This window comes from Streptomyces sp. KR80, from assembly GCF_052245555.1.
Classification (GTDB): Bacteria; Actinomycetota; Actinomycetes; order Streptomycetales; family Streptomycetaceae; genus Streptomyces.
This window is the reverse complement of sequence record NZ_JBQQCD010000013.1, coordinates 158,599-175,338: the sequence shown is the minus strand read 5'-3', so window position 1 is coordinate 175,338 and position 16,740 is coordinate 158,599. Positions and strand designations below refer to the sequence as shown.

Here is a 16,740-nt window from a genome sequence, read left to right as displayed (position 1 = left end):
TGGGCAGACAGGATCCGCGCAGCAACCGCAGGGAAGGAACGCCTTCGTGTTCGAGGCCGAAGACATCCGCGAGTGGCGTGGCCACGACGTGGTCGATGTCGACCGCCGGAAGATCGGAACGCTGGAGGCGATCTATGTCGACACCGCCACCGACCAGCCCTCCTTCGCGACCGTCACGGTCGGCATGCCGACACGTCGGCGGCTGATCTTCGTACCGCTGACGGGTGCGACCGTGGGACCTGGGTACCTGAAGGTCGCGTACGACCGGGCGCTGGCCAAGGACGCACCCGCCATCGACGTCGACGGCGAGCTGCTCGCCGAGGACGAACCGGCGGTCTTCGCCCACTACGACCTGCCCTACCAGACCGGCGCCGGTGGTGAGCGCCGACTCGGGCGCCGGTGACATCGGACCCAACGGGAACCGATCGGAAGTGAACGATGGCCCTCTTCCTTCTGTTGCTCCTCGTGGCAGTCACGCTCGGCTTCATCGGAGCGGTGGTCAACGGGCTGCTCTACCTGCTGGTCGTCGGCGTGATCGTCTTCATCGCCGACCTGGTGCTGGTCGGATTCCGCCTCGGCTCTGGCCACCGCAAACACCACGTCCGATGAGCTCACCGCAACGGAGGAGTTGGAGCACCGCGTGTGAGGACCGTCGCCCAGCCCATCGGGCCGGATCGCATCCGGCGCCGGGCGCGGCGTGGTAGGGAGAACCCATGCGCATCCTCATACCGCTGCCCGATCACGACTTCGACGTCACCGAGGTGGCCGTGCCCTGGCAGCTGCTGAGGGAGGCGGGGCACGAGGTGGTGTTCGCCACCGAGCACGGCGACGGCCCGCCCCAGGCCGATCCGCTGCTGCTCACCGGCGTCCTCTTCGGGCAGCTGGGCGCGGAACCCGAGCCGAAGGAGTTCTACCGCCGACTCACCGGCGAGCCCGCATTCCGCAGTCCGATCGCCTGGGCCGGCATCGAGCCGGAGGAGTACGACGGCCTACTGCTGCCCGGCGGCCACGCCCCTGGCATGCGCCAGTACCTCGGTTCCGGGGAGCTGCGGGAGAAGGTGGCCCGGTTCTGGCGGACGGGCCGGCCGGTAGGCGCCATCTGCCACGGAGTCCTCGTACTGGCCCGCACCCTCGATCCGGATACGGGGCGCAGCGTCCTCGCCGGCCGCCGTACGACGTGCCTGCCGAAGTACATGGAACGGTCCGCCTACTACCTCACCGCCTGGCGCCGCGGCCGCTACTACCGCACGTACCCGGCCTACGTGCAGGACGAGGTCGTCGCCGCCCTCGACGACCCCGGGCAGTTCGAGCGCGGGCCGACCGAGCTGCGTCGGCGAGGCACCGCCACCGACGACACGCCCGCCTTCGTCATGCAGGACGGCAGCTATCTCTCGGCCCGGTGGCCCGGCGATGCCTATCTGTTCGCCCGGCGTTTCGCAGCGATGCTGGCGGCGGACGGCGAACATCCCGCTTGATCCTCTGACCTGCGGTTTGTACGTGCGAGCCGAGCAGCCCAAACGTGCCGTGCCGTTCCTGCGCGCCGCCGTACGCGGCATCGGCAGGGACCTCGCACGCAACGGCGCCTCGTACCGCGTGAAGCTCGCGGGTGTACTTCTCGGCGCAGGGGAAGTCGACGAATCCTGCTCGGAGATGAGCGCCGTTCTCGACGCATGCGGCGGTATCTCCTCTCCGCGGCTGCTGGACAGGATCCGAGAGTTCCACCGAGGCGCGGGCAGGGTCGACAGTGCCGCGGCGCGCGAGTGCAGCGAGCGCATCCGCGAGACCGTCCGAGGGAGCACCACGTGACGCAGCAAGGGACCATCACCGTAGAGCGCATGGACGGGTCGGCCGCCACGCGGGCCGAGGACGCGTTCAGGCTGGTCTACGCCGAGGCGTTCGCGGAACCCCCATACAACGAGACCGAGGACGACGTCACGGCCACCTTCCGGCGCTTCCGCTCCCAGACCCGCAAAGCCACCTTCCGCGCCGCCCTGGCCCATACCGAGGACGGCGATCCGGTCGGCATGGCCTACGGCTACCCGCTCGGCCCCAACACGGGATGGTGGGACCAACTGACCGAACCCGTACCCGACGACATGCGGCGCGAGGACGGACACCGGACCTTCGGCCTCATGGAGCTCGCCGTGCGCGGGCCGTGGCGCAGGCAGGGCATCGCGCGCCGCATGCACGAGGTGCTGCTCGAAGACATCGAGGCCGAGCGGGTGCTGCTCAACGTCCACCCGGCCAGCAAGGCGGCATCGGCCGCGTACCGGGCGTGGGGATACCGCAAGATCGGCGAGGCGCGGCCGTGGGAGGGCTCAGACCTCCATGACGTGATGCTGCTCGAGCTGCGCTGAGACCGCGGCGGGTGCCGCGCGTAGCGGCGTAGCCGGGCAGCAGCCGACCTCAGGCGCGCCCGGCCCGCAAGCCGGCGCCCGTTCAGTCGTCCGCGCCCTCGAGGTCGCCCTCGGTCTCCAGGAACACCTGGCGCAGCTGGTCGAGCACGGCCGGGTCGGGCTCGGCCCACATGCCCCGGCTCTCGGCCTCCAGCAGGCGCTCGGTCATGCCGTGCAGCGCCCACGGATTGGCGTCCTGCAGGAAGCGGCGATTCTCGGGGTCGAGGACATAGGTCTGCGCGAGCTTGTCGTACATCCAGTCGGCCACCACACCCGTCGTGGCGTCGTAACCGAACAAGTAGTCCACGGTGGCGGCGAGTTCGAAGGCTCCCTTGTAGCCGTGGCGGCGCATGGCCTCGATCCAGCGGGGGTTGACCACACGGGCGCGGAAGACGCGCGAGGTCTCCTCCACCAGCGTGCGGGTACGCACCGTCTCGGGGCGGGTGCTGTCACCGATGTACGCCTCGGGGGCGGTGCCCCGCAGGGCGCGGACGGTGGCGACCATGCCGCCGTGGTACTGGAAGTAGTCGTCGGAGTCGGCGATGTCGTGCTCACGGGTGTCGGTGTTCTTCGCCGCCACCGCGATCCGCCGGTAGGCGCTCTCCATCTCCTCGCGGGCCGGGCGGCCTTCGAGTTCGCGGCCGTAGGCGTAGCCGCCCCAGACGGTGTAGACCTCCGCGAGGTCGGCGTCGGTGCGCCAGTCCCGGCTGTCGATGAGCTGCAGCAGCCCGGCGCCGTACGTCCCGGGCCGGGATCCGAAGATCCGCGTGGTGGCCCGCCGTTCGTCTCCGTGCACCGCGAGCTCGGCCTGGGCGTGGGCGCGTACGTAGTTGTGCTCGTCCCCTTCCTCCAGGGCGGCGGCGAGCCGGACGGCGTCGTCGAGGAGTGCGATGACGTGGGGGAACGCGTCGCGGAAGAATCCGCTGATGCGCAGGGTGACATCGATCCGCGGCCGGCCCAGCTGGTCCAGCGGGACGGGCTCCAGTCCGGTGACGCGGCGCGAGGCGTCGTCCCACACCGGCCGGATCCCGAGGAGGGCCAGGGCCTCGGCGACGTCATCACCGGATGTGCGCATGGCGCTGGTGCCCCACAGGGACAGGCCCACCGAGCGCGGCCAGTCGCCGTTGTCGGTGCGGTAGCGGGTCAGGAGGGAGTCGGCGAGGGCCTGGCCGGTCTCCCAGGCGAGGCGGCTGGGGACGGCCTTGGGGTCGACGGAGTAGAAGTTGCGGCCGGTCGGCAGGACGTTCACCAGACCGCGCAGCGGCGATCCCGACGGGCCGGCGGGAACGAAGCCGCCGGCGAGGGCGTGCACGGCGTGGTCGATCTCGTCCGTGGTCGACGCCAGGCGGGGTACGACCTGGCGGGCGGCGAAGTCCAGGACAGCGGAGACCGGTCCGCGCTGCCCGTCGGGCAGCGCTGCAGTGACCTTCTCCACGGCCCCCGGCTCCCAGTCGGCGTCTTCCATGGCCTGCACCAGCGCGCGGGCGCGCTCCTCCGCCTCGTCCGCGCCGGTACGAGTGGCTGCGGACTCGTCCAGACCGAGGGCCTCGCGCAGTCCGGGCAGGGTGGAGCTGCCGCCCCAGATCTGGCGGGCGCGCAGGATGGCGAGAACGAGGTTGACCCGCTCGGCGCCGGCCGGTGCCTGGCCGAGGACGTGCAGCCCGTCCCGGATCTGGGCGTCCTTGACCTCGCACAGCCAGCCGTCGACGTGGAGCAGGAAGTCGTCGAACCCGTCGTCGTCCGGCCGTTCCTCGAGCCCGAGATCGTGGTCGAGCCGGGCGGCCTGGATCAGCGTCCAGATCTGGGCGCGGATGGCGGGCAGCTTCGCCGGGTCCATGGCCGAGATGGCCGCGTACTCGTCGAGCAGCTGCTCCAGGCGCGCGATGTCGCCGTAGCTGTCGGCGCGGGCCATCGGCGGTACGAGGTGGTCGACGAGGGTGGCGTGGACCCGGCGCTTGGCCTGGGTGCCCTCGCCCGGGTCGTTGACGAGGAAGGGGTAGATCAGGGGCAGGTCGCCGAGGGCCGCGTCGGGTCCGCAGGCGGCGGACAGGCCGGCGTTCTTCCCCGGCAGCCACTCCAGGTTGCCGTGCTTGCCCAGGTGGATCATGGCGTCGGCGCCGAAGCCTCCGTCGTCCTGCGAGGCGGCGATCCAGCGGTACGCGGCCAGGTAGTGGTGCGAGGGCGGCAGGTCCGGGTCGTGATAGATGGCGATGGGGTTCTCGCCGAAGCCGCGCGGCGGCTGGATGAGGACGAGGAGGTTGCCGCGCCGCAGCGCGGCCAGCACGATCTCGCCGTCCGGGTCGCGGCTGGTGTCGACGAACATCCCGCCCGGCGGCGGCCCCCAGTGCTGCTCGACCGCGTCGCGCAGCTGCTGGGGCAACTGCTCGTACCAGCGCCGGTAGTCGGCGGCCGGGATGCGCACCGGGTTGCGGGTCAGCTGCTCCTCGGTGAGCCACTCCTGGTCGTGCCCGCCGGCCTCGATGAGGGCGTAGATCAGTTCGTCGCCGTCGCCGGAGGCGAGCCCGGGCAGCGCGTCGGCACCGTCCTCGGGGCCGAGGTCGAAGCCCTCGGAACGGAGCCGTCGCAGCAGGGCCACCGCACTGGCAGGGGTGTCGAGTCCGACCGCGTTGCCGATCCGCGCGTGCTTGGTGGGATAGGCGGAGAGCACCAAGGCCAACCGCTTCTCGGCTGCGGGGATGTGGCGCAGCCGGGCGTGGCGTACCGCGATTCCGGCGACACGGGCGGCGCGTTCGGGGTCGGCGACGTAGGTCGGCAGGCCGTCCTCGTCGACCTCCTTGAAGGAGAAGGGCACCGTGATCAGGCGGCCGTCGAACTCCGGGACGGCGACCTGGGTCGCGGCATCCAGGGGTGAGAGGCCTTCGTCGTTGTCCTCCCACGCGCTGCGCGGCCCGGTCAGGGAGAGCGCCTGCAGGATCGGCACATCGAGGGCGGCCAGCGCGCCGGCGTCCCAGGCCTCGTCGTCGCCCCCGGCGGAGGCCTCGGCGGGGCGGGTGCCACCGGCGGCGAGGACGGTGGTGACGACGGCGTCGGCCGCGCCGAGTGCCTCGACCAGTTCGGCCTCGGGTGCGCGGAGCGAGGCGACGAACAGCGGCATCGGCCGTCCGCCGGCGTCCTCGATCGCCGTGCAGAGGGCTTCCACGAAGGCGGTGTTGCCGCTCATGTGGTGAGCCCGGTAGTAGAGCACGGCGACGACTGGGCCATCGGCGCCCGTCCGCCCGGCGCGCTCCAGCGGCCCCCAGGTGGGCGCGGGCTCCGGCGGTTCGAAGCCGTGGCCGGTCAGCAGCACCGTGTCCGAGAGGAATCGGGCCAGCTGGTCGAGGTTGGCGGGGCCACCGTGCGCGAGGTAGGCGTGGGCCTCGGCGGCGATGCCCACCGGAACCGTGGATGCCGCCATCAGCTGGGCGTCGGGGGCCTGTTCACCGCTGAGGACGACCACGGGGCGGGGACCGGCGAGCAGCGCGTCGAGGCCGTCCTGCCAGGCCCGGATGCCGCCGAGGAGCCGTACCACGACGAGGTCCGTGCCCTCCAGCAGTCCGGGCAGGTCGTCGAGGGAGAGGCGGGCGGGGTTGGCAAGGCGGTACGGAACGGGGCCGTTGCTCGCCCGGGCGCTCAGCAGGTCGGTGTCGGAGGTCGACAGCAGCAGGATCACGCGGCGCTCCCCAGGGCATCGGTGGTGGCATCGGCGGTGCGGGGCGGGAATGCGCGCATGCGGCAACTGGCCTTCCTCGGGGTCCGCGCCCCGGGCGGTGGAGGACGGCGGGAGTTCCTGACTCACACGGCTGTGCTGCCGCGCTCACAGTGGCGGGACCGCGCCGGATTCGCACCGGCTTCCTCCCCAAGCGCCGTCGCTGGCGTCCGGCGGACCAGTCGGCCCGCCGGGAGCATAGTAAGGGCTGGCAGCCCTTACCCGAAGTTTGGCGGTACATACGCCCGGCCTGCCGGTCGGTATGCTCCCGGCCATGCCTCCCAGCCCCGCCACCAGCCCTGGAAGGGTGGATCCGCCCCGCCGCGAGGGCGGGGACGCCTGTCCCGGGGCGCTGCGTCTGCATGCGGCCGACGACGGTGCGCTGGCCCGTATCCGGCTGCCCGCAGGCTTGCTGACGGCCCATCAGGCCGAGTTGCTGGCCGGGATCGCCGAGGAGTTCGGTGACGGGCGTCTGGACATCACCTCCCGGGGGAACGTGCAAGTGCGCGGGCTGGACTCCGGCTGCGGCGGTGAGCTGGCACGACGCCTGCGCACGGCGGGACTTCTGCCCTCGGACCGACACGAACGGGCCCGGAACCTGATCGCCTCACCCCTGTCGGGACTCGACGGGAGTGGACATGCCGATGTCCAGGAGTGGGCCCGCCGCCTGGACGAAATCCTGTGCTCACACCCGGACATGGCCACCCTTTCCGGTCGTTTTCTGTTCGCGCTGGATGACGGGCGCGGGGACGTGGCCGCGCTGCGCGCCGATGTGACGTTGATCGCAGATGCGGACGGGACCGCGCTGCTGGAAGCCGGCGCGGCGGGTCCCGCACTGCGGGTACCCGCCGACGACGCCCCGCGCGCCGCGGTGCTGGCGGCGGAGGAGTTCCTGGCCGCCGCCGCGGCGAGCGGCACACCGGCCTGGCGCGTACGGGACCTCCCTCCCGGACACGGCCTGACGGCGGGCGCGTTGGGGCAACGGCTCCGGCGCGCGGGGATCCCCGTGGAGCACGCGGGCGACGCCGACCCTCCCCCAGCTACCTCCCCCAGCTACCGCTGGGGGTGCCCCCAAAGGTGCCCCCAGCCACGCGGCGCGCCGTCCGCGCCGGGCGTGGTCCAGGGAACGGACGGACGTTGCGCGCTGTCGGTGGTGGCTCCCCTCGGCCGGGTGACGGCCGGACAGTGGCGGTGGCTCGCCTCGACGGCCGCCCGGCACGGGTCCGGCGACCTGCGTGTGACACCCTGGCGCGGTGTCGTCCTCCCCGGGCTGACGCCGCGGGCCGCCGCCGAAGGACTCCAGGGCGCCGCCGACGCCGGTTTCGTCACGGATCCCGGCTCCCCCTGGCACGGGGTCGGCGCCTGCACGGGCCGTCCCGGATGCGCGAAGTCCCGCACCGATGTCCGCGCCGACGCCGTCGCGGCCATGGAGCGGAGCCCGTCGGGACAGCCGGATCTCCTGCCCGTGTACTGGTCGGGCTGTGAGCGCCGCTGCGGCCATCCGGGAGGCGGCAGCTGGGTCGATGTACTGGCCGCGGACGGCGGTTACCAGATCACGGTCCGGGGGGCAGGGAAGCCGGAGCGGACATCCGTGGCACGGACGGCACCCGAGACGGCCGACGCGGTGGCGGCGGCCCGCAGGACGACATGAACGAGATGAACGAGGCGACAGTGTTCGACTACGAGCGGGACGGGGCGGCCATCTACCGCCAGTCCTTTGCCACCATCCGTGCCGAGGCAGACCTCGCCGGACTCCCCCCGGACGTCAGCCAGGTCGCCGTGCGGATGATCCACGCCTGCGGCATGGTCGACCTCGTCCAGGACCTCGTGTTCACGCGAGGAGTGGTGTCCCGCGCCCGCGCGGCGCTGCGCGCCGGTGCGCCGATCCTCTGTGACGCCGCCATGGTGGCCAGCGGTGTCACCCGCAAGCGGCTCCCCGCCGGCAACGACGTCGTCTGCACCCTGTCCGACCCCGGTGTCCCCGAGCTCGCCGCCCGAATGGGCACCACGCGCAGCGCCGCCGCGCTCGAGCTGTGGCGCGAGCGGATGGCGGGCTCGGTGATAGCCGTCGGCAACGCCCCGACTGCGCTGTTCCGGCTGCTGGAGATGATCGAGGAGGGTGCCCCTCGCCCGGCGGCCGTCATCGGCGTACCGGTGGGCTTCGTGGGCGCCGCGGAGTCGAAGGACGCGCTGGCCGGACACCCGGCGGGGCTCGAGCACCTGGTCGTACGAGGGCGGCGGGGCGGCAGCGCCATGGCCGCGGCAGCGATCAACGCGATAGCGAGCGAGGCAGAGTGAGCGACCAGCAGATCGGGCGCACGGGCCGGCTCTACGGCGTGGGACTCGGCCCGGGGGATCCGTCCCTGATGACGGTACGGGCCGTGGAGGTCATCGCCGAGGCCGACGTCATCGCCTACCACTGCGCCCGGCACGGCCGGAGCATCGCGCGGTCCATCGCCGAACGGCAGCTGCGCGCCGACCACATCGAAGAGCGGCTGATGTACCCGCTCACCACGGAGACGACGGATCACCCCGGCGGCTACCAGGGCGCGATGGACGAGTTCTACGCCGAGGCCGCGGCCCGGCTGGCGGCCCATCTGGACGCGGGCCGGACGGTCGCGGTGCTCGCCGAGGGCGATCCGCTCTTCTACGGCTCGTACATGCACATGCACAAGCGGCTCGCCCACCGCTACCCGACCGAAGTCGTACCGGGGGTCACCTCGGTGAGCGCCGCGGCGGCCCGGCTGGGCACGCCGCTTGCGGAGGGCGAGGAGGTGTTGACCGTCCTCCCGGGCACCCTGCCCGAGGAGGAGCTAACCGCCCGGCTCGCGTCCACGGACGCGGCCGCCGTGATGAAGCTCGGCCGTACCTTCCCGACCGTTCGGCGCGCGCTGGAGCGGTCCGGCCGGCTGGCGCAGGCGCACTACGTGGAGCGGGCCACGATGAGCGCGGAGCGCACCGCGCCGTTCGCGGAGGTGGACCCGGAGTCCGTGCCGTACTTCTCGATGGCCGTGCTGCCGAGTCGGCGCGGCTCGACAGCTGGAGAGCCGGAACCGTCGTCCGAAGCGCGGCGGGGCGAGGTGGTCGTGGTGGGCCTCGGTCCGGCCGGGCCGATGTGGCTGACTCCTCAGGCCCGGGGCGAACTCGCCGCGGCCGAGGACCTGGTCGGCTACGCCACGTATCTGGACCGGGTACCGGTGCGGCCCGGCCAGCGGCGGCACGCCTCCGACAACAAGGTGGAGGCCGAGCGCGCGGAGTTCGCCCTCGATCTCGCCCGGCGGGGGCGGCGGGTCGCCGTCGTCTCCTCCGGCGACCCCGGGGTGTTCGCCATGGCGACCGCCGTACTGGAGGCGGCCTCCGAGGCCCCTTACGACCAGGTGCCCGTGCGGGTGCTTCCGGGCCTGACGGCGGCCCAGGCCGCAGCCGCGCGGGCGGGCGCACCGCTGGGCCACGACTACGCGGTCGTGTCGCTGTCCGACCGGCTCAAGCCGTGGGAGGTGATCGCCGAACGGCTGCGCGCGGCAGCCGCCGCCGATCTGGTCCTGGCCCTGTACAACCCGGGCTCCCGCAGCCGCCTCTGGCAGGTCGGCAAGGCCCGCGAACTGCTGCTGGAGCACCGCGCACCCGACACCCCCGTGGTGCTCGGCCGAGACGTCGGCGGTCCGCAGGAGCGGGTACGGATCGTACGGCTGGGGGATCTCGACCCGGATCAGGTCGACATGCGCACGATCCTGCTCGTCGGGTCCTCGCAGACGCGCGCGGTACGGCGCGGCGACGGCGAGGTGGTCGTGTGGACCCCGCGCCGCTATCCAGCGAATGATTGACGGGCCGTCAGCCGAGAGTGTTCAGGGTGTGCCGCAGCCATGCCACGGCCTCGGCCGGGTCGGCCGCGACCGGAACGCCCTCGGGCACGGCCGGCCGGCGCACTACCACGACCGGCAGTCCCGCCGCGCGTGCCGCGGTGAGCTTGGCAGCCGTGGCGGGCCCTCCGCTGTCCTTCGTCACGAGGACGTCGATGCGGTGGCGGTGGAGGAGCTCGGCCTCACCCTCGACGGTGAACGGCCCCCGGTCGAGCAGCACCTGCATCCGGGGCGGCTGTGGCGGCTCGGGCGGCTCCACGGAGCGGACCAGGAACCACAGGCCGGTCAGGTGGGCGAAGGTGGAGAGTCCCGTACGGCCCGTGGTCAGGAACACCCTCTCCCCCAGGGCGGGAAGGAGTTCCGCGGCCTCGTCCAGCGACGCGGCCGCGTGCCAGGTGTCGCCATCGCCGGCCACCCAGCCGGGACGCCGTAGGGCGAGCAGGGGAACATGGACGGCGGCGGCCGCCCGGGCCGCGTGGAAACTGATCGTGCCGGCGAAAGGATGGGTGGCGTCGATGAGCGCGTCCACCTGGTGCTCGCGCAGCCAGCGGGCCAGGCCTTCCGGGCCTCCGAACCCGCCGATCCGTACGTCCCCGGCGGGCAGCCGCGGCCGGGCGACCCGGCCCGCGAGGGAACTGGTGACCTTCAGCGCCGGGTCGTCGGTGAGTTCCGTGGCGAGGCGGCGGGCCTCGGTGGTGCCGCCCAGTACGAGCACATGCCGCGTCCCGCTCATCGGCCCCTCCTTCGGGGTGCGTGGTGGCTGAGACGAGGGCGACCGGCGGTCGCCGGGCACAGTTGGAGCGCACCGGGCTGCGGCACGGCTGGACCACCGGCGCGTGTGCGACGGCGGCGGCCACGGCCGCGTACACCGCGCTGCTCTCCGGCGAGTTCCCCGATCCGGTGACGATCACCCTGCCCAAGGGGCAGCGGCCCGACTTCGCCCTCGCCGCCGAGGAATTGGGGCCGGACCGCGCCATGGCGGGGGTGGTGAAGGACGCCGGGGACGACCCGGATGTGACACACGGCGCGCTGATCCGAGCCACGGTGCAGTCGCTTCCGCGCGGCGCCGGGGTGGTCTTCCGGGCCGGGCCCGGGGTGGGCACGGTCACCCGACCAGGGCTTCCCCTGCCCGTCGGAGAACCCGCCGTCAATCCGGTGCCCCGGCAGATGATGCGCGACCACATCGCCGAGGTCGCCTCCCGGTACGGCGGCTCCGGCGACGTGGAGATCGAGATATCCGTCGACGACGGCGAGGAGATCGCCCGAAGCACCTGGAATCCGCGGCTGGGCATTCTGGGCGGGCTGTCCATTCTGGGCACGACCGGCATCGTGGTGCCGTACTCGTGCTCCGCGTGGATCGACAGCATCCGGCGCGGCATCGACGTGGCCCATGCCGCCGGGCGCACCCATGTGGCGGGCTGCACCGGCGCCACGTCCGAGAAGGTGGCGGTCGCCGTGCACCGGCTGCCGGAGGACGCGTTGCTGGACATGGGCGACTTCGCGGGGGCCGTGCTCAGGTATCTGCGGCGACACCCCGTGCCCCGGCTGACCATCGCCGGCGGCTTCGCCAAGCTGTCCAAGCTCGCCGCGGGCCATCTCGACCTGCACTCCTCACGCTCTCAGGTGGACAAGGGGTTTCTGGCCGGGCTCGCCCGACGGGGCGGCGCCGACGAAGACCTGGCGGCGGCCGTGGCGGCGGCCAACACCGGTCTCGAGACCGTACAGCTGTGCGCGGCCCGGGGCGTCCCGCTGGGCGACCTCGTCGCCGAGGAGGCGCGTGCCACCGCGCTCGGCGAGCTGCGGGGCGAGCCGATCGCCGTCGATGTCATCTGCATCGACCGCTCCGGCACGATCGTCGGCCGGGCCACTCCCCTCGGCCCCCTGGGCCGGTAGCCCCCCGTCCCGCGGACCAACCGCGCGCCGCTCACCGCAGCCGCCGACCCGCCGAGCCCTCACGGCAGCAGCACCGAAATCCCGCCGCAGCGGCGCGAAACCACAACGACGAGAGTCCGGCGGGAGTACCCGTCGGCCGCAACCCGCGCCAGCACGCGCTGCCCGCGGACCAACCGCCCGACGTTCACGGCCGCCGATGCCGCCAAGCCCTCGCCGCGGCAAAAACATCCCGCCGCAACGGCGCGACCGCACAGTGGCGAGGGTCCGGCGGAATATTCGTCTGCCCGGGGCAAGGTCTAGTGCCCGGCTTCCCCGCCGGAGGCGGCATCGTGAGCGCGGTCCCGGTCCGCCGAGTAGAGGTGGCTGTCGCGGAACTGCTCCGCGCCGAGCGTCCGGCCCACCAGGATGACGGCGGTCCGCACCACGCCCGCCGCCTTCACCTGTCCGGCGATCTCGGCGAGCGTGCCGCGCAGCACCAGCTCGTCCGGGCGGCTGGCCATCGCCACCACGGCCGCCGGGCAGTCGGCGCCGTAGTGCGGCAGCAGCTCCGCCACGACCCGGTCCACGTAACGGGCGGCGAGATGCAGGACGATGAGGGCTCGGCTGCGCCCCAGGGTGGCCAGGTCCTCGCCTTCCGGCATCGGGGTCGCCCGGTTGGCCACCCGGGTGAGCACCACGGTCTGGCCCACCGTCGGCACGGTGAGCTCGCGCTTCAGTGCGGCAGCGGCGGCGGCGAAGGCCGGTACGCCCGGCACCACTTCGTACGGCACAGCGGCCGCGTCGAGCCGGCGCATCTGCTCGGCCACGGCCGAGAACACCGACGGGTCACCGGAGTGCAGCCGGGCCACGTCGTGCCCCTCCTCGTGCGCCCGCACCAGCTCGGCGGTGATCTGGTCGAGGTTCAGCTGCGCGGTGTCGATCAGCCGGGCGTCCGGCGGGCACTCGGCGAGGAGTTCGCGGGGCACCAGGCTGCCCGCGTACAGGCAGACCCGGCAGGCGGCCAGCGTGCGCTGACCGCGTACCGTGATCAGGTCGGCGGCGCCGGGCCCGGCGCCGATGAAGTACACCGTCATCGTTCTTCTCCTCCATCGGCCGCCCGTCCCTCCACAGCAGGTTTGACCGCGGCCCACTGTGTCACCGGCATCGCCTGCCGCCAGCCGGTGAAGCCGCCCACGGGCGCGGCGTGCGCCACCGCGATGCGCACGAGTTCGCCGCCGTGGCGCCGGTACCAGTCGGCCAGCAGTGCCTCGGACTCCAGGGTCACCGTGTTGACGACCAGTCGTCCCCCGGGCGGCAGCGCCGACCAGCACGTCTCCAGCAGTCCCGGCACGGTGGCGCCGCCGCCCACGAACACCGCGTCCGGCGCCGGGAGTCCGGCCAGGGCGGCGGGCGCGGCGCCCGGCACGACACGCAGCGCGGGGACCCCGAGCGCGGCGGCGTTGCGCTCGATGCGCCCGGCCCGTACGGGATCGCGTTCGACTGTCACGGCCCGGCAGGTGCGGTGGGCCCGCATCCACTCGATGGCGATACTTCCGGAGCCGCCGCCGACGTCCCACAGCAGCTCGCCCGGGGCGGGGGCGAGGGCGGCGAGCGTCACGGCCCGCACATGGCGCTTGGTGAGCTGGCCGTCGTGCTCGTACGCCTCGTCCGGAAGCCCGGGGACCACTGGAAGCCGCAGCGCCCCCGCGGCGCGGCGACACTCCACGGCGATCACATTGAGCGGATCTCCGGGCGGTCGCGACCAGGTGTCGGCGACGCCCTCGATACGGCGCTCGCCCGCCCCCCCGAGCTGTTCGAGCACCTGCAGGCGGCTCGGCCCGTACCCCCGGTCGCACAGCAGCGCGGCCACCTCGGCCGGGGTGTCCGCGCCGGCGCTGAGCACGAGCAGCCGCCGCCGCTCGTGCAGCGCAGCCGCCAGCGCGGCGGCGGGCCGGCCCACGAGGCTGACGACCTCCGTCTCCTCCAGCGGCCAGCCGAGCCGGGCACAGGCGTAGGAGATGGACGAGGGGTGCGGCAGGATGCGGAGCCGGTCTGCGCCGAGCAGCTCCACCAACGTGCGGCCGATGCCGAAGAACAGGGGATCGCCACTGGCGAGGACGGCGATGCGGCGGCCGGCGTGTGCGGCCAGCAGTCCGGGCACAGCCGGGCGCAGCGGGGACGGCCAGGGGATCCGCTCACCGGCGCAGTCCGAGGGCAGGAGTTCCAGCTGGCGGGGCCCACCGATCAGCACCTCGGCCGCGGTCAGGGCTTCCCGGGAGCCGGCGGCCAGCCCGTCCCAGCCGTCGGCCCCGATGCCCACGACGGTGACCGGCCGAGCCCCGCCGGGCGGTACGGAACGGACGGAGCTCACGGACGGGATACCTCTTGCCTCTTGCCTCGCAGGTCGGGGACGCGACCCGACTCTACTGACCCGACGGCGCCACGCCGCCGCCGGGGCGCCCCAGAAGAGGCACCCCACGGAGGCTATCCGGCCAAGGTATGCGTTCATGTCATACATGAGTAATGGCCACCTGTCCTCAAGGCAGGTTGGCAAGTGATCCAATACGGGAAGAGTCCGACCGTCGAAGGCTGGTCCAATCCAGGAGGGAATCAGTGCCACAGGTCTCGCTGCGCGCCGCTGCGTTGCCCCCACTTCACCGGGAGCACGCGTATCAGTCCGGTACCACCGTGTTCCGCTTAGGCGTCGTCGACACGTCCTCGTACTGACCGCCCACTCCCCCTACCCACGGCCGGCAGCCGCAGACCACGGCGAGTCGGCCGCCTTCACGACCGGAGATTCCATGAACAACCACGTCGTCATCGAGGCTGCCACCGGGGGCGGCACCACGTTCGACGAGAGCGAAGTGCCGCTGTACTACTCACGTAAGACGGCCGACATCCTCCACAAGTACGGGCCCGGGCCTCGCATCCACTTCCACATGGGGATGTTCGATCCGGGTGCCGCTCCGAACACCACGGTCGCCCAGCGCGTCATACAGCAGCGGATCCTCGACTCCCAGGAGGCCGTCCTCGAGCACGCGGCCGCGTCCTGGGGAGTGCCCACGAATCCGCCCGGCTCCCTCCTCGACATCGGTTGCGGCCTGGGGGGCGGGTCCATCTATTGGGCCCAGGAGTACGGCGCCGCCGTGACCGGACTGACGGTGACGGCCGAGCATATTCCGCTCATGGCCGGATTCGTCCGGCAAGCCGGGGTGGCGAACCTGGTGTCGCCCGTCCTGGGTGACGTACACGACCTGCGGGACGAGCGGACGTACGACGCCGCCGTTGCCATCGAGAGCACCGGATACATGGACCGCGAGCGGCTTTTCTCCGTCGTGGCCAGGGCTCTCAAGCCCGGTGGATGGTTCGGCGTCCAGGAGCACTTCGTGTGCCGCCCGGAGTGGACCGAGTTCATCGACGGCTACTACAAGACCCGGCTGGGAACGCTCACGGAATACATCTTCGCCGCACATGCGGCAGGCTTCGATCTCGAGCAGGACGAGGACATCACCGACCGCGTCGCCGAGTTCTGGATCCAGAGCATGGCCTGGACGACGGCGGAGCTGGACCAGGCGGAGCGCAGGGGCACGCCGTCACCGATCGCCCGCGACCGGCTGCTGGAATCGGCGCTTACCCACGGGAAGCTCTTCCGCGTCTGGCGCGATCACGCGATCGAGACCCGGCTGCTGCTGTTCCGGCTGAAGGGCCGCTGATCAATGATCGAAACCACTCACCGCCCTTCGGCCATCGGCTGGCGACTTCCGCCGTTCTACTGCCCGATCGCACGCGACGTGGACATCCATCCCGCGGCGGAGAGGATCGAGGAGCGAGCCGTCGCCTGGATCGATGCGTTCGGCATCTACCCTGACGCGACCGAACGCGCCTGGGGACTGGCCGGCAACGCCGCCGAGTACACCTGCCGCATGATCCCTCATGGCGACGAGGAACCGATCCTGCTGTTCGTCGAGTGGAACTACTGGGCGACCGCGCTCGACGACTGGCACGACTCCGGGGCCGACGGCATCACCACAGCGGACATCACCGATCACAGCGCCCGACTCGTCCGCTCCCTGGAGGCACCGGGCTCCGCCATGCTTCCCCCGAGCCCGCTCACCACGGCCCTCGACGATCTGGTGGTCCGCACCCGGGCCATGCTCACGCCCTTCCAGCTGCGGCGCTTCGCCGACGGGGCTCGAGACTGGCTGTTCGGTGCCGGCTGGCAGACCGCGAACAGCGAACGCCGCGTCATGCCCGCGCTCAACGACTTCGCCGCCATGCGGGGCTCGATGAACGGCACCAGATTCTCCGTCACCTTCATCGAGGTCGCGAACGACATCCGGTTGCCGCCCGACGTGCTGTACTCGCCGCCCGTACAGGCCCTGACCGAGACCGCGGGCTTCATCGTCGGCTGCGACAACGATCTGTTCTCGTATGCCAAAGAGGACCATCTCGATCCCCCCGATCAGAACCTCGTCAATGTGCTCGCCCACCGGGACGGCTGCTCGCCCGCGGTAGCCCTGCCCGCCGCCGTGGCCATCCGGGACCGGGCCATGACCCTCTTCCTGACCCTGCGGCAGCAGCTGGCTCGCGGCGCCGACGACGAACTGCGGCGCTATCTCGAGTCACTCGGCCACTACATCTCCGGCTTCATCCACGGGGAGAGCACCGCTGGACGCTACGCCAGCCCGCGCAACCGGAACGCCCTTCCGGTGCCGGGAGCGAGATACGGCATCCGCTGGAGCACGAAGCCCAGCGATCCCAGCACCGAGCCCCTTCCCATCCCGGCACTGGCCTGGTGGTGGGACCAGCTCGAGGACTGACGGCGTCGAGGCGGGTCGGCGCGCTACTGCATGAGAACGGCCTGCGTCCGGTGTGGACCGGACGCAGGCCATTCGGCCGTACGGGC

The 16,740-nt window shown here is 72.4% G+C and carries 15 protein-coding genes and 1 riboswitch; of the genes, 11 read left to right on the top strand and 4 right to left on the bottom strand.

The window, feature by feature from the left end; genetic code table 11:
• Positions 1 to 46 precede the first annotated feature (46 nt).
• The 5 genes from ACTWQI_RS19700 (at position 47) to ACTWQI_RS19680 (ending at position 2,357) form a co-directional block, all read left to right on the top strand.
• A complete protein-coding gene (locus ACTWQI_RS19700) occupies positions 47 to 403 on the top strand; it encodes a PRC-barrel domain-containing protein (protein ID WP_443272162.1) in 357 nt (118 codons plus the stop codon).
• A 35-nt stretch (positions 404 to 438) separates the two neighbouring features.
• The gene (locus ACTWQI_RS19695; protein ID WP_443272160.1) at positions 439 to 609 is read left to right on the top strand and encodes a hypothetical protein; all 171 of its coding nucleotides are present in this window, start codon (positions 439 to 441) and stop codon (positions 607 to 609) included.
• Between the two features lie 104 nt (positions 610 to 713).
• Complete coding sequence (locus ACTWQI_RS19690) at positions 714 to 1,475, top strand: type 1 glutamine amidotransferase domain-containing protein (RefSeq protein WP_443272158.1); 762 nt, start codon at positions 714 to 716, stop codon at positions 1,473 to 1,475.
• Positions 1,476 to 1,497: 22 nt separating this feature from the next.
• On the top strand, positions 1,498 to 1,806 hold the full coding sequence (locus tag ACTWQI_RS19685) for a hypothetical protein (protein WP_443272156.1): 309 nt from the start codon (positions 1,498 to 1,500) through the stop codon (positions 1,804 to 1,806).
• A gap of 29 nt (positions 1,807 to 1,835) precedes the next feature.
• Positions 1,836 to 2,357: a GNAT family N-acetyltransferase gene (locus ACTWQI_RS19680; protein WP_443272203.1), complete on the top strand. Its 522-nt coding sequence runs from the start codon at positions 1,836 to 1,838 to the stop codon at positions 2,355 to 2,357.
• A gap of 82 nt (positions 2,358 to 2,439) precedes the next feature.
• On the opposite strand, the gene cobN is transcribed toward ACTWQI_RS19680, so the two are convergent.
• Positions 2,440 to 6,066, bottom strand: a complete 3,627-nt coding sequence (gene cobN / locus ACTWQI_RS19675; RefSeq protein WP_443272154.1) for a cobaltochelatase subunit CobN — start codon at positions 6,064 to 6,066, stop codon at positions 2,440 to 2,442.
• 111 nt (positions 6,067 to 6,177) lie between these two features.
• Positions 6,178 to 6,251: riboswitch (cobalamin riboswitch) on the bottom strand.
• A gap of 125 nt (positions 6,252 to 6,376) precedes the next feature.
• Here cobN and cobG point away from each other — a divergent pair.
• From cobG to ACTWQI_RS19660, 3 genes are read left to right on the top strand one after another with little or no spacing between them, the layout of a single operon-like run.
• A complete protein-coding gene (gene cobG / locus ACTWQI_RS19670) occupies positions 6,377 to 7,753 on the top strand; it encodes a precorrin-3B synthase (protein ID WP_443272152.1) in 1,377 nt (458 codons plus the stop codon).
• 5 nt (positions 7,754 to 7,758) lie between these two features.
• Positions 7,759 to 8,400 (top strand): precorrin-8X methylmutase, encoded by a 642-nt coding sequence (locus ACTWQI_RS19665; RefSeq protein WP_443272202.1) that lies wholly within the window; start codon positions 7,759 to 7,761, stop codon positions 8,398 to 8,400.
• Positions 8,397 to 9,926 carry a precorrin-2 C(20)-methyltransferase gene (locus ACTWQI_RS19660; RefSeq protein ID WP_443272150.1) on the top strand — a complete coding sequence of 510 codons (1,530 nt, stop codon included), beginning with the start codon at positions 8,397 to 8,399 and terminating at the stop codon, positions 9,924 to 9,926. Before ACTWQI_RS19665 ends, ACTWQI_RS19660 begins: the two co-directional genes overlap by 4 nt.
• A 7-nt stretch (positions 9,927 to 9,933) precedes the next feature.
• Here the strand turns inward: ACTWQI_RS19660 and ACTWQI_RS19655 are convergent, their stop codons facing one another.
• Complete coding sequence (locus ACTWQI_RS19655; protein ID WP_443272149.1) at positions 9,934 to 10,695, bottom strand: cobalt-precorrin-6A reductase; 762 nt, start codon at positions 10,693 to 10,695, stop codon at positions 9,934 to 9,936.
• Positions 10,696 to 10,718: 23 nt separating this feature from the next.
• On the opposite strand from ACTWQI_RS19655, the gene ACTWQI_RS19650 reads away from it, so the two are divergent.
• The gene (locus ACTWQI_RS19650; RefSeq protein WP_443272147.1) at positions 10,719 to 11,855 is read left to right on the top strand and encodes a cobalt-precorrin-5B (C(1))-methyltransferase; all 1,137 of its coding nucleotides are present in this window, start codon (positions 10,719 to 10,721) and stop codon (positions 11,853 to 11,855) included.
• Between the two features lie 296 nt (positions 11,856 to 12,151).
• Here the strand turns inward: ACTWQI_RS19650 and cobM are convergent, their stop codons facing one another.
• Both cobM and cbiE read right to left on the bottom strand, forming a co-directional pair.
• Complete coding sequence (gene cobM / locus ACTWQI_RS19645) at positions 12,152 to 12,928, bottom strand: precorrin-4 C(11)-methyltransferase (RefSeq protein WP_443272146.1); 777 nt, start codon at positions 12,926 to 12,928, stop codon at positions 12,152 to 12,154.
• On the bottom strand, positions 12,925 to 14,214 hold the full coding sequence (cbiE, locus tag ACTWQI_RS19640) for a precorrin-6y C5,15-methyltransferase (decarboxylating) subunit CbiE (protein WP_443272200.1): 1,290 nt from the start codon (positions 14,212 to 14,214) through the stop codon (positions 12,925 to 12,927). Before cbiE ends, cobM begins: the two co-directional genes overlap by 4 nt.
• Before the next feature lie 421 nt (positions 14,215 to 14,635).
• On the opposite strand from cbiE, the gene ACTWQI_RS19635 reads away from it, so the two are divergent.
• Positions 14,636 to 15,547, top strand: coding sequence for an SAM-dependent methyltransferase (locus tag ACTWQI_RS19635; protein WP_443272144.1), 912 nt, complete (start codon positions 14,636 to 14,638; stop codon positions 15,545 to 15,547).
• A gap of 3 nt (positions 15,548 to 15,550) precedes the next feature.
• Positions 15,551 to 16,654: a terpene synthase family protein gene (locus tag ACTWQI_RS19630; RefSeq protein WP_443272142.1), complete on the top strand. Its 1,104-nt coding sequence runs from the start codon at positions 15,551 to 15,553 to the stop codon at positions 16,652 to 16,654.
• Positions 16,655 to 16,740 lie beyond the last annotated feature (86 nt).

Bases quoted from the DNA above. Each gene is read 5' to 3' on its own strand.
- ACTWQI_RS19695 (WP_443272160.1), top strand. From the start codon at position 439: ATGGCCCTCTTCCTTCTGTTGCTCCTCGTGGCAGTCACGCTCGGCTTC.
- ACTWQI_RS19690 (WP_443272158.1), top strand. From the start codon at position 714: ATGCGCATCCTCATACCGCTGCCCGATCACGACTTCGACGTCACCGAG.
- ACTWQI_RS19680 (WP_443272203.1), top strand. From the start codon at position 1,836: ATGGACGGGTCGGCCGCCACGCGGGCCGAGGACGCGTTCAGGCTGGTC.
- cobG (WP_443272152.1), top strand. From the start codon at position 6,377: ATGCCTCCCAGCCCCGCCACCAGCCCTGGAAGGGTGGATCCGCCCCGC.
- ACTWQI_RS19665 (WP_443272202.1), top strand. From the start codon at position 7,759: ATGAACGAGGCGACAGTGTTCGACTACGAGCGGGACGGGGCGGCCATC.
- ACTWQI_RS19655 (WP_443272149.1), bottom strand. From the start codon at position 10,695: ATGAGCGGGACGCGGCATGTGCTCGTACTGGGCGGCACCACCGAGGCC.
- cobM (WP_443272146.1), bottom strand. From the start codon at position 12,928: ATGACGGTGTACTTCATCGGCGCCGGGCCCGGCGCCGCCGACCTGATC.
- ACTWQI_RS19635 (WP_443272144.1), top strand. From the start codon at position 14,636: ATGAACAACCACGTCGTCATCGAGGCTGCCACCGGGGGCGGCACCACG.
- ACTWQI_RS19630 (WP_443272142.1), top strand. From the start codon at position 15,551: ATGATCGAAACCACTCACCGCCCTTCGGCCATCGGCTGGCGACTTCCG.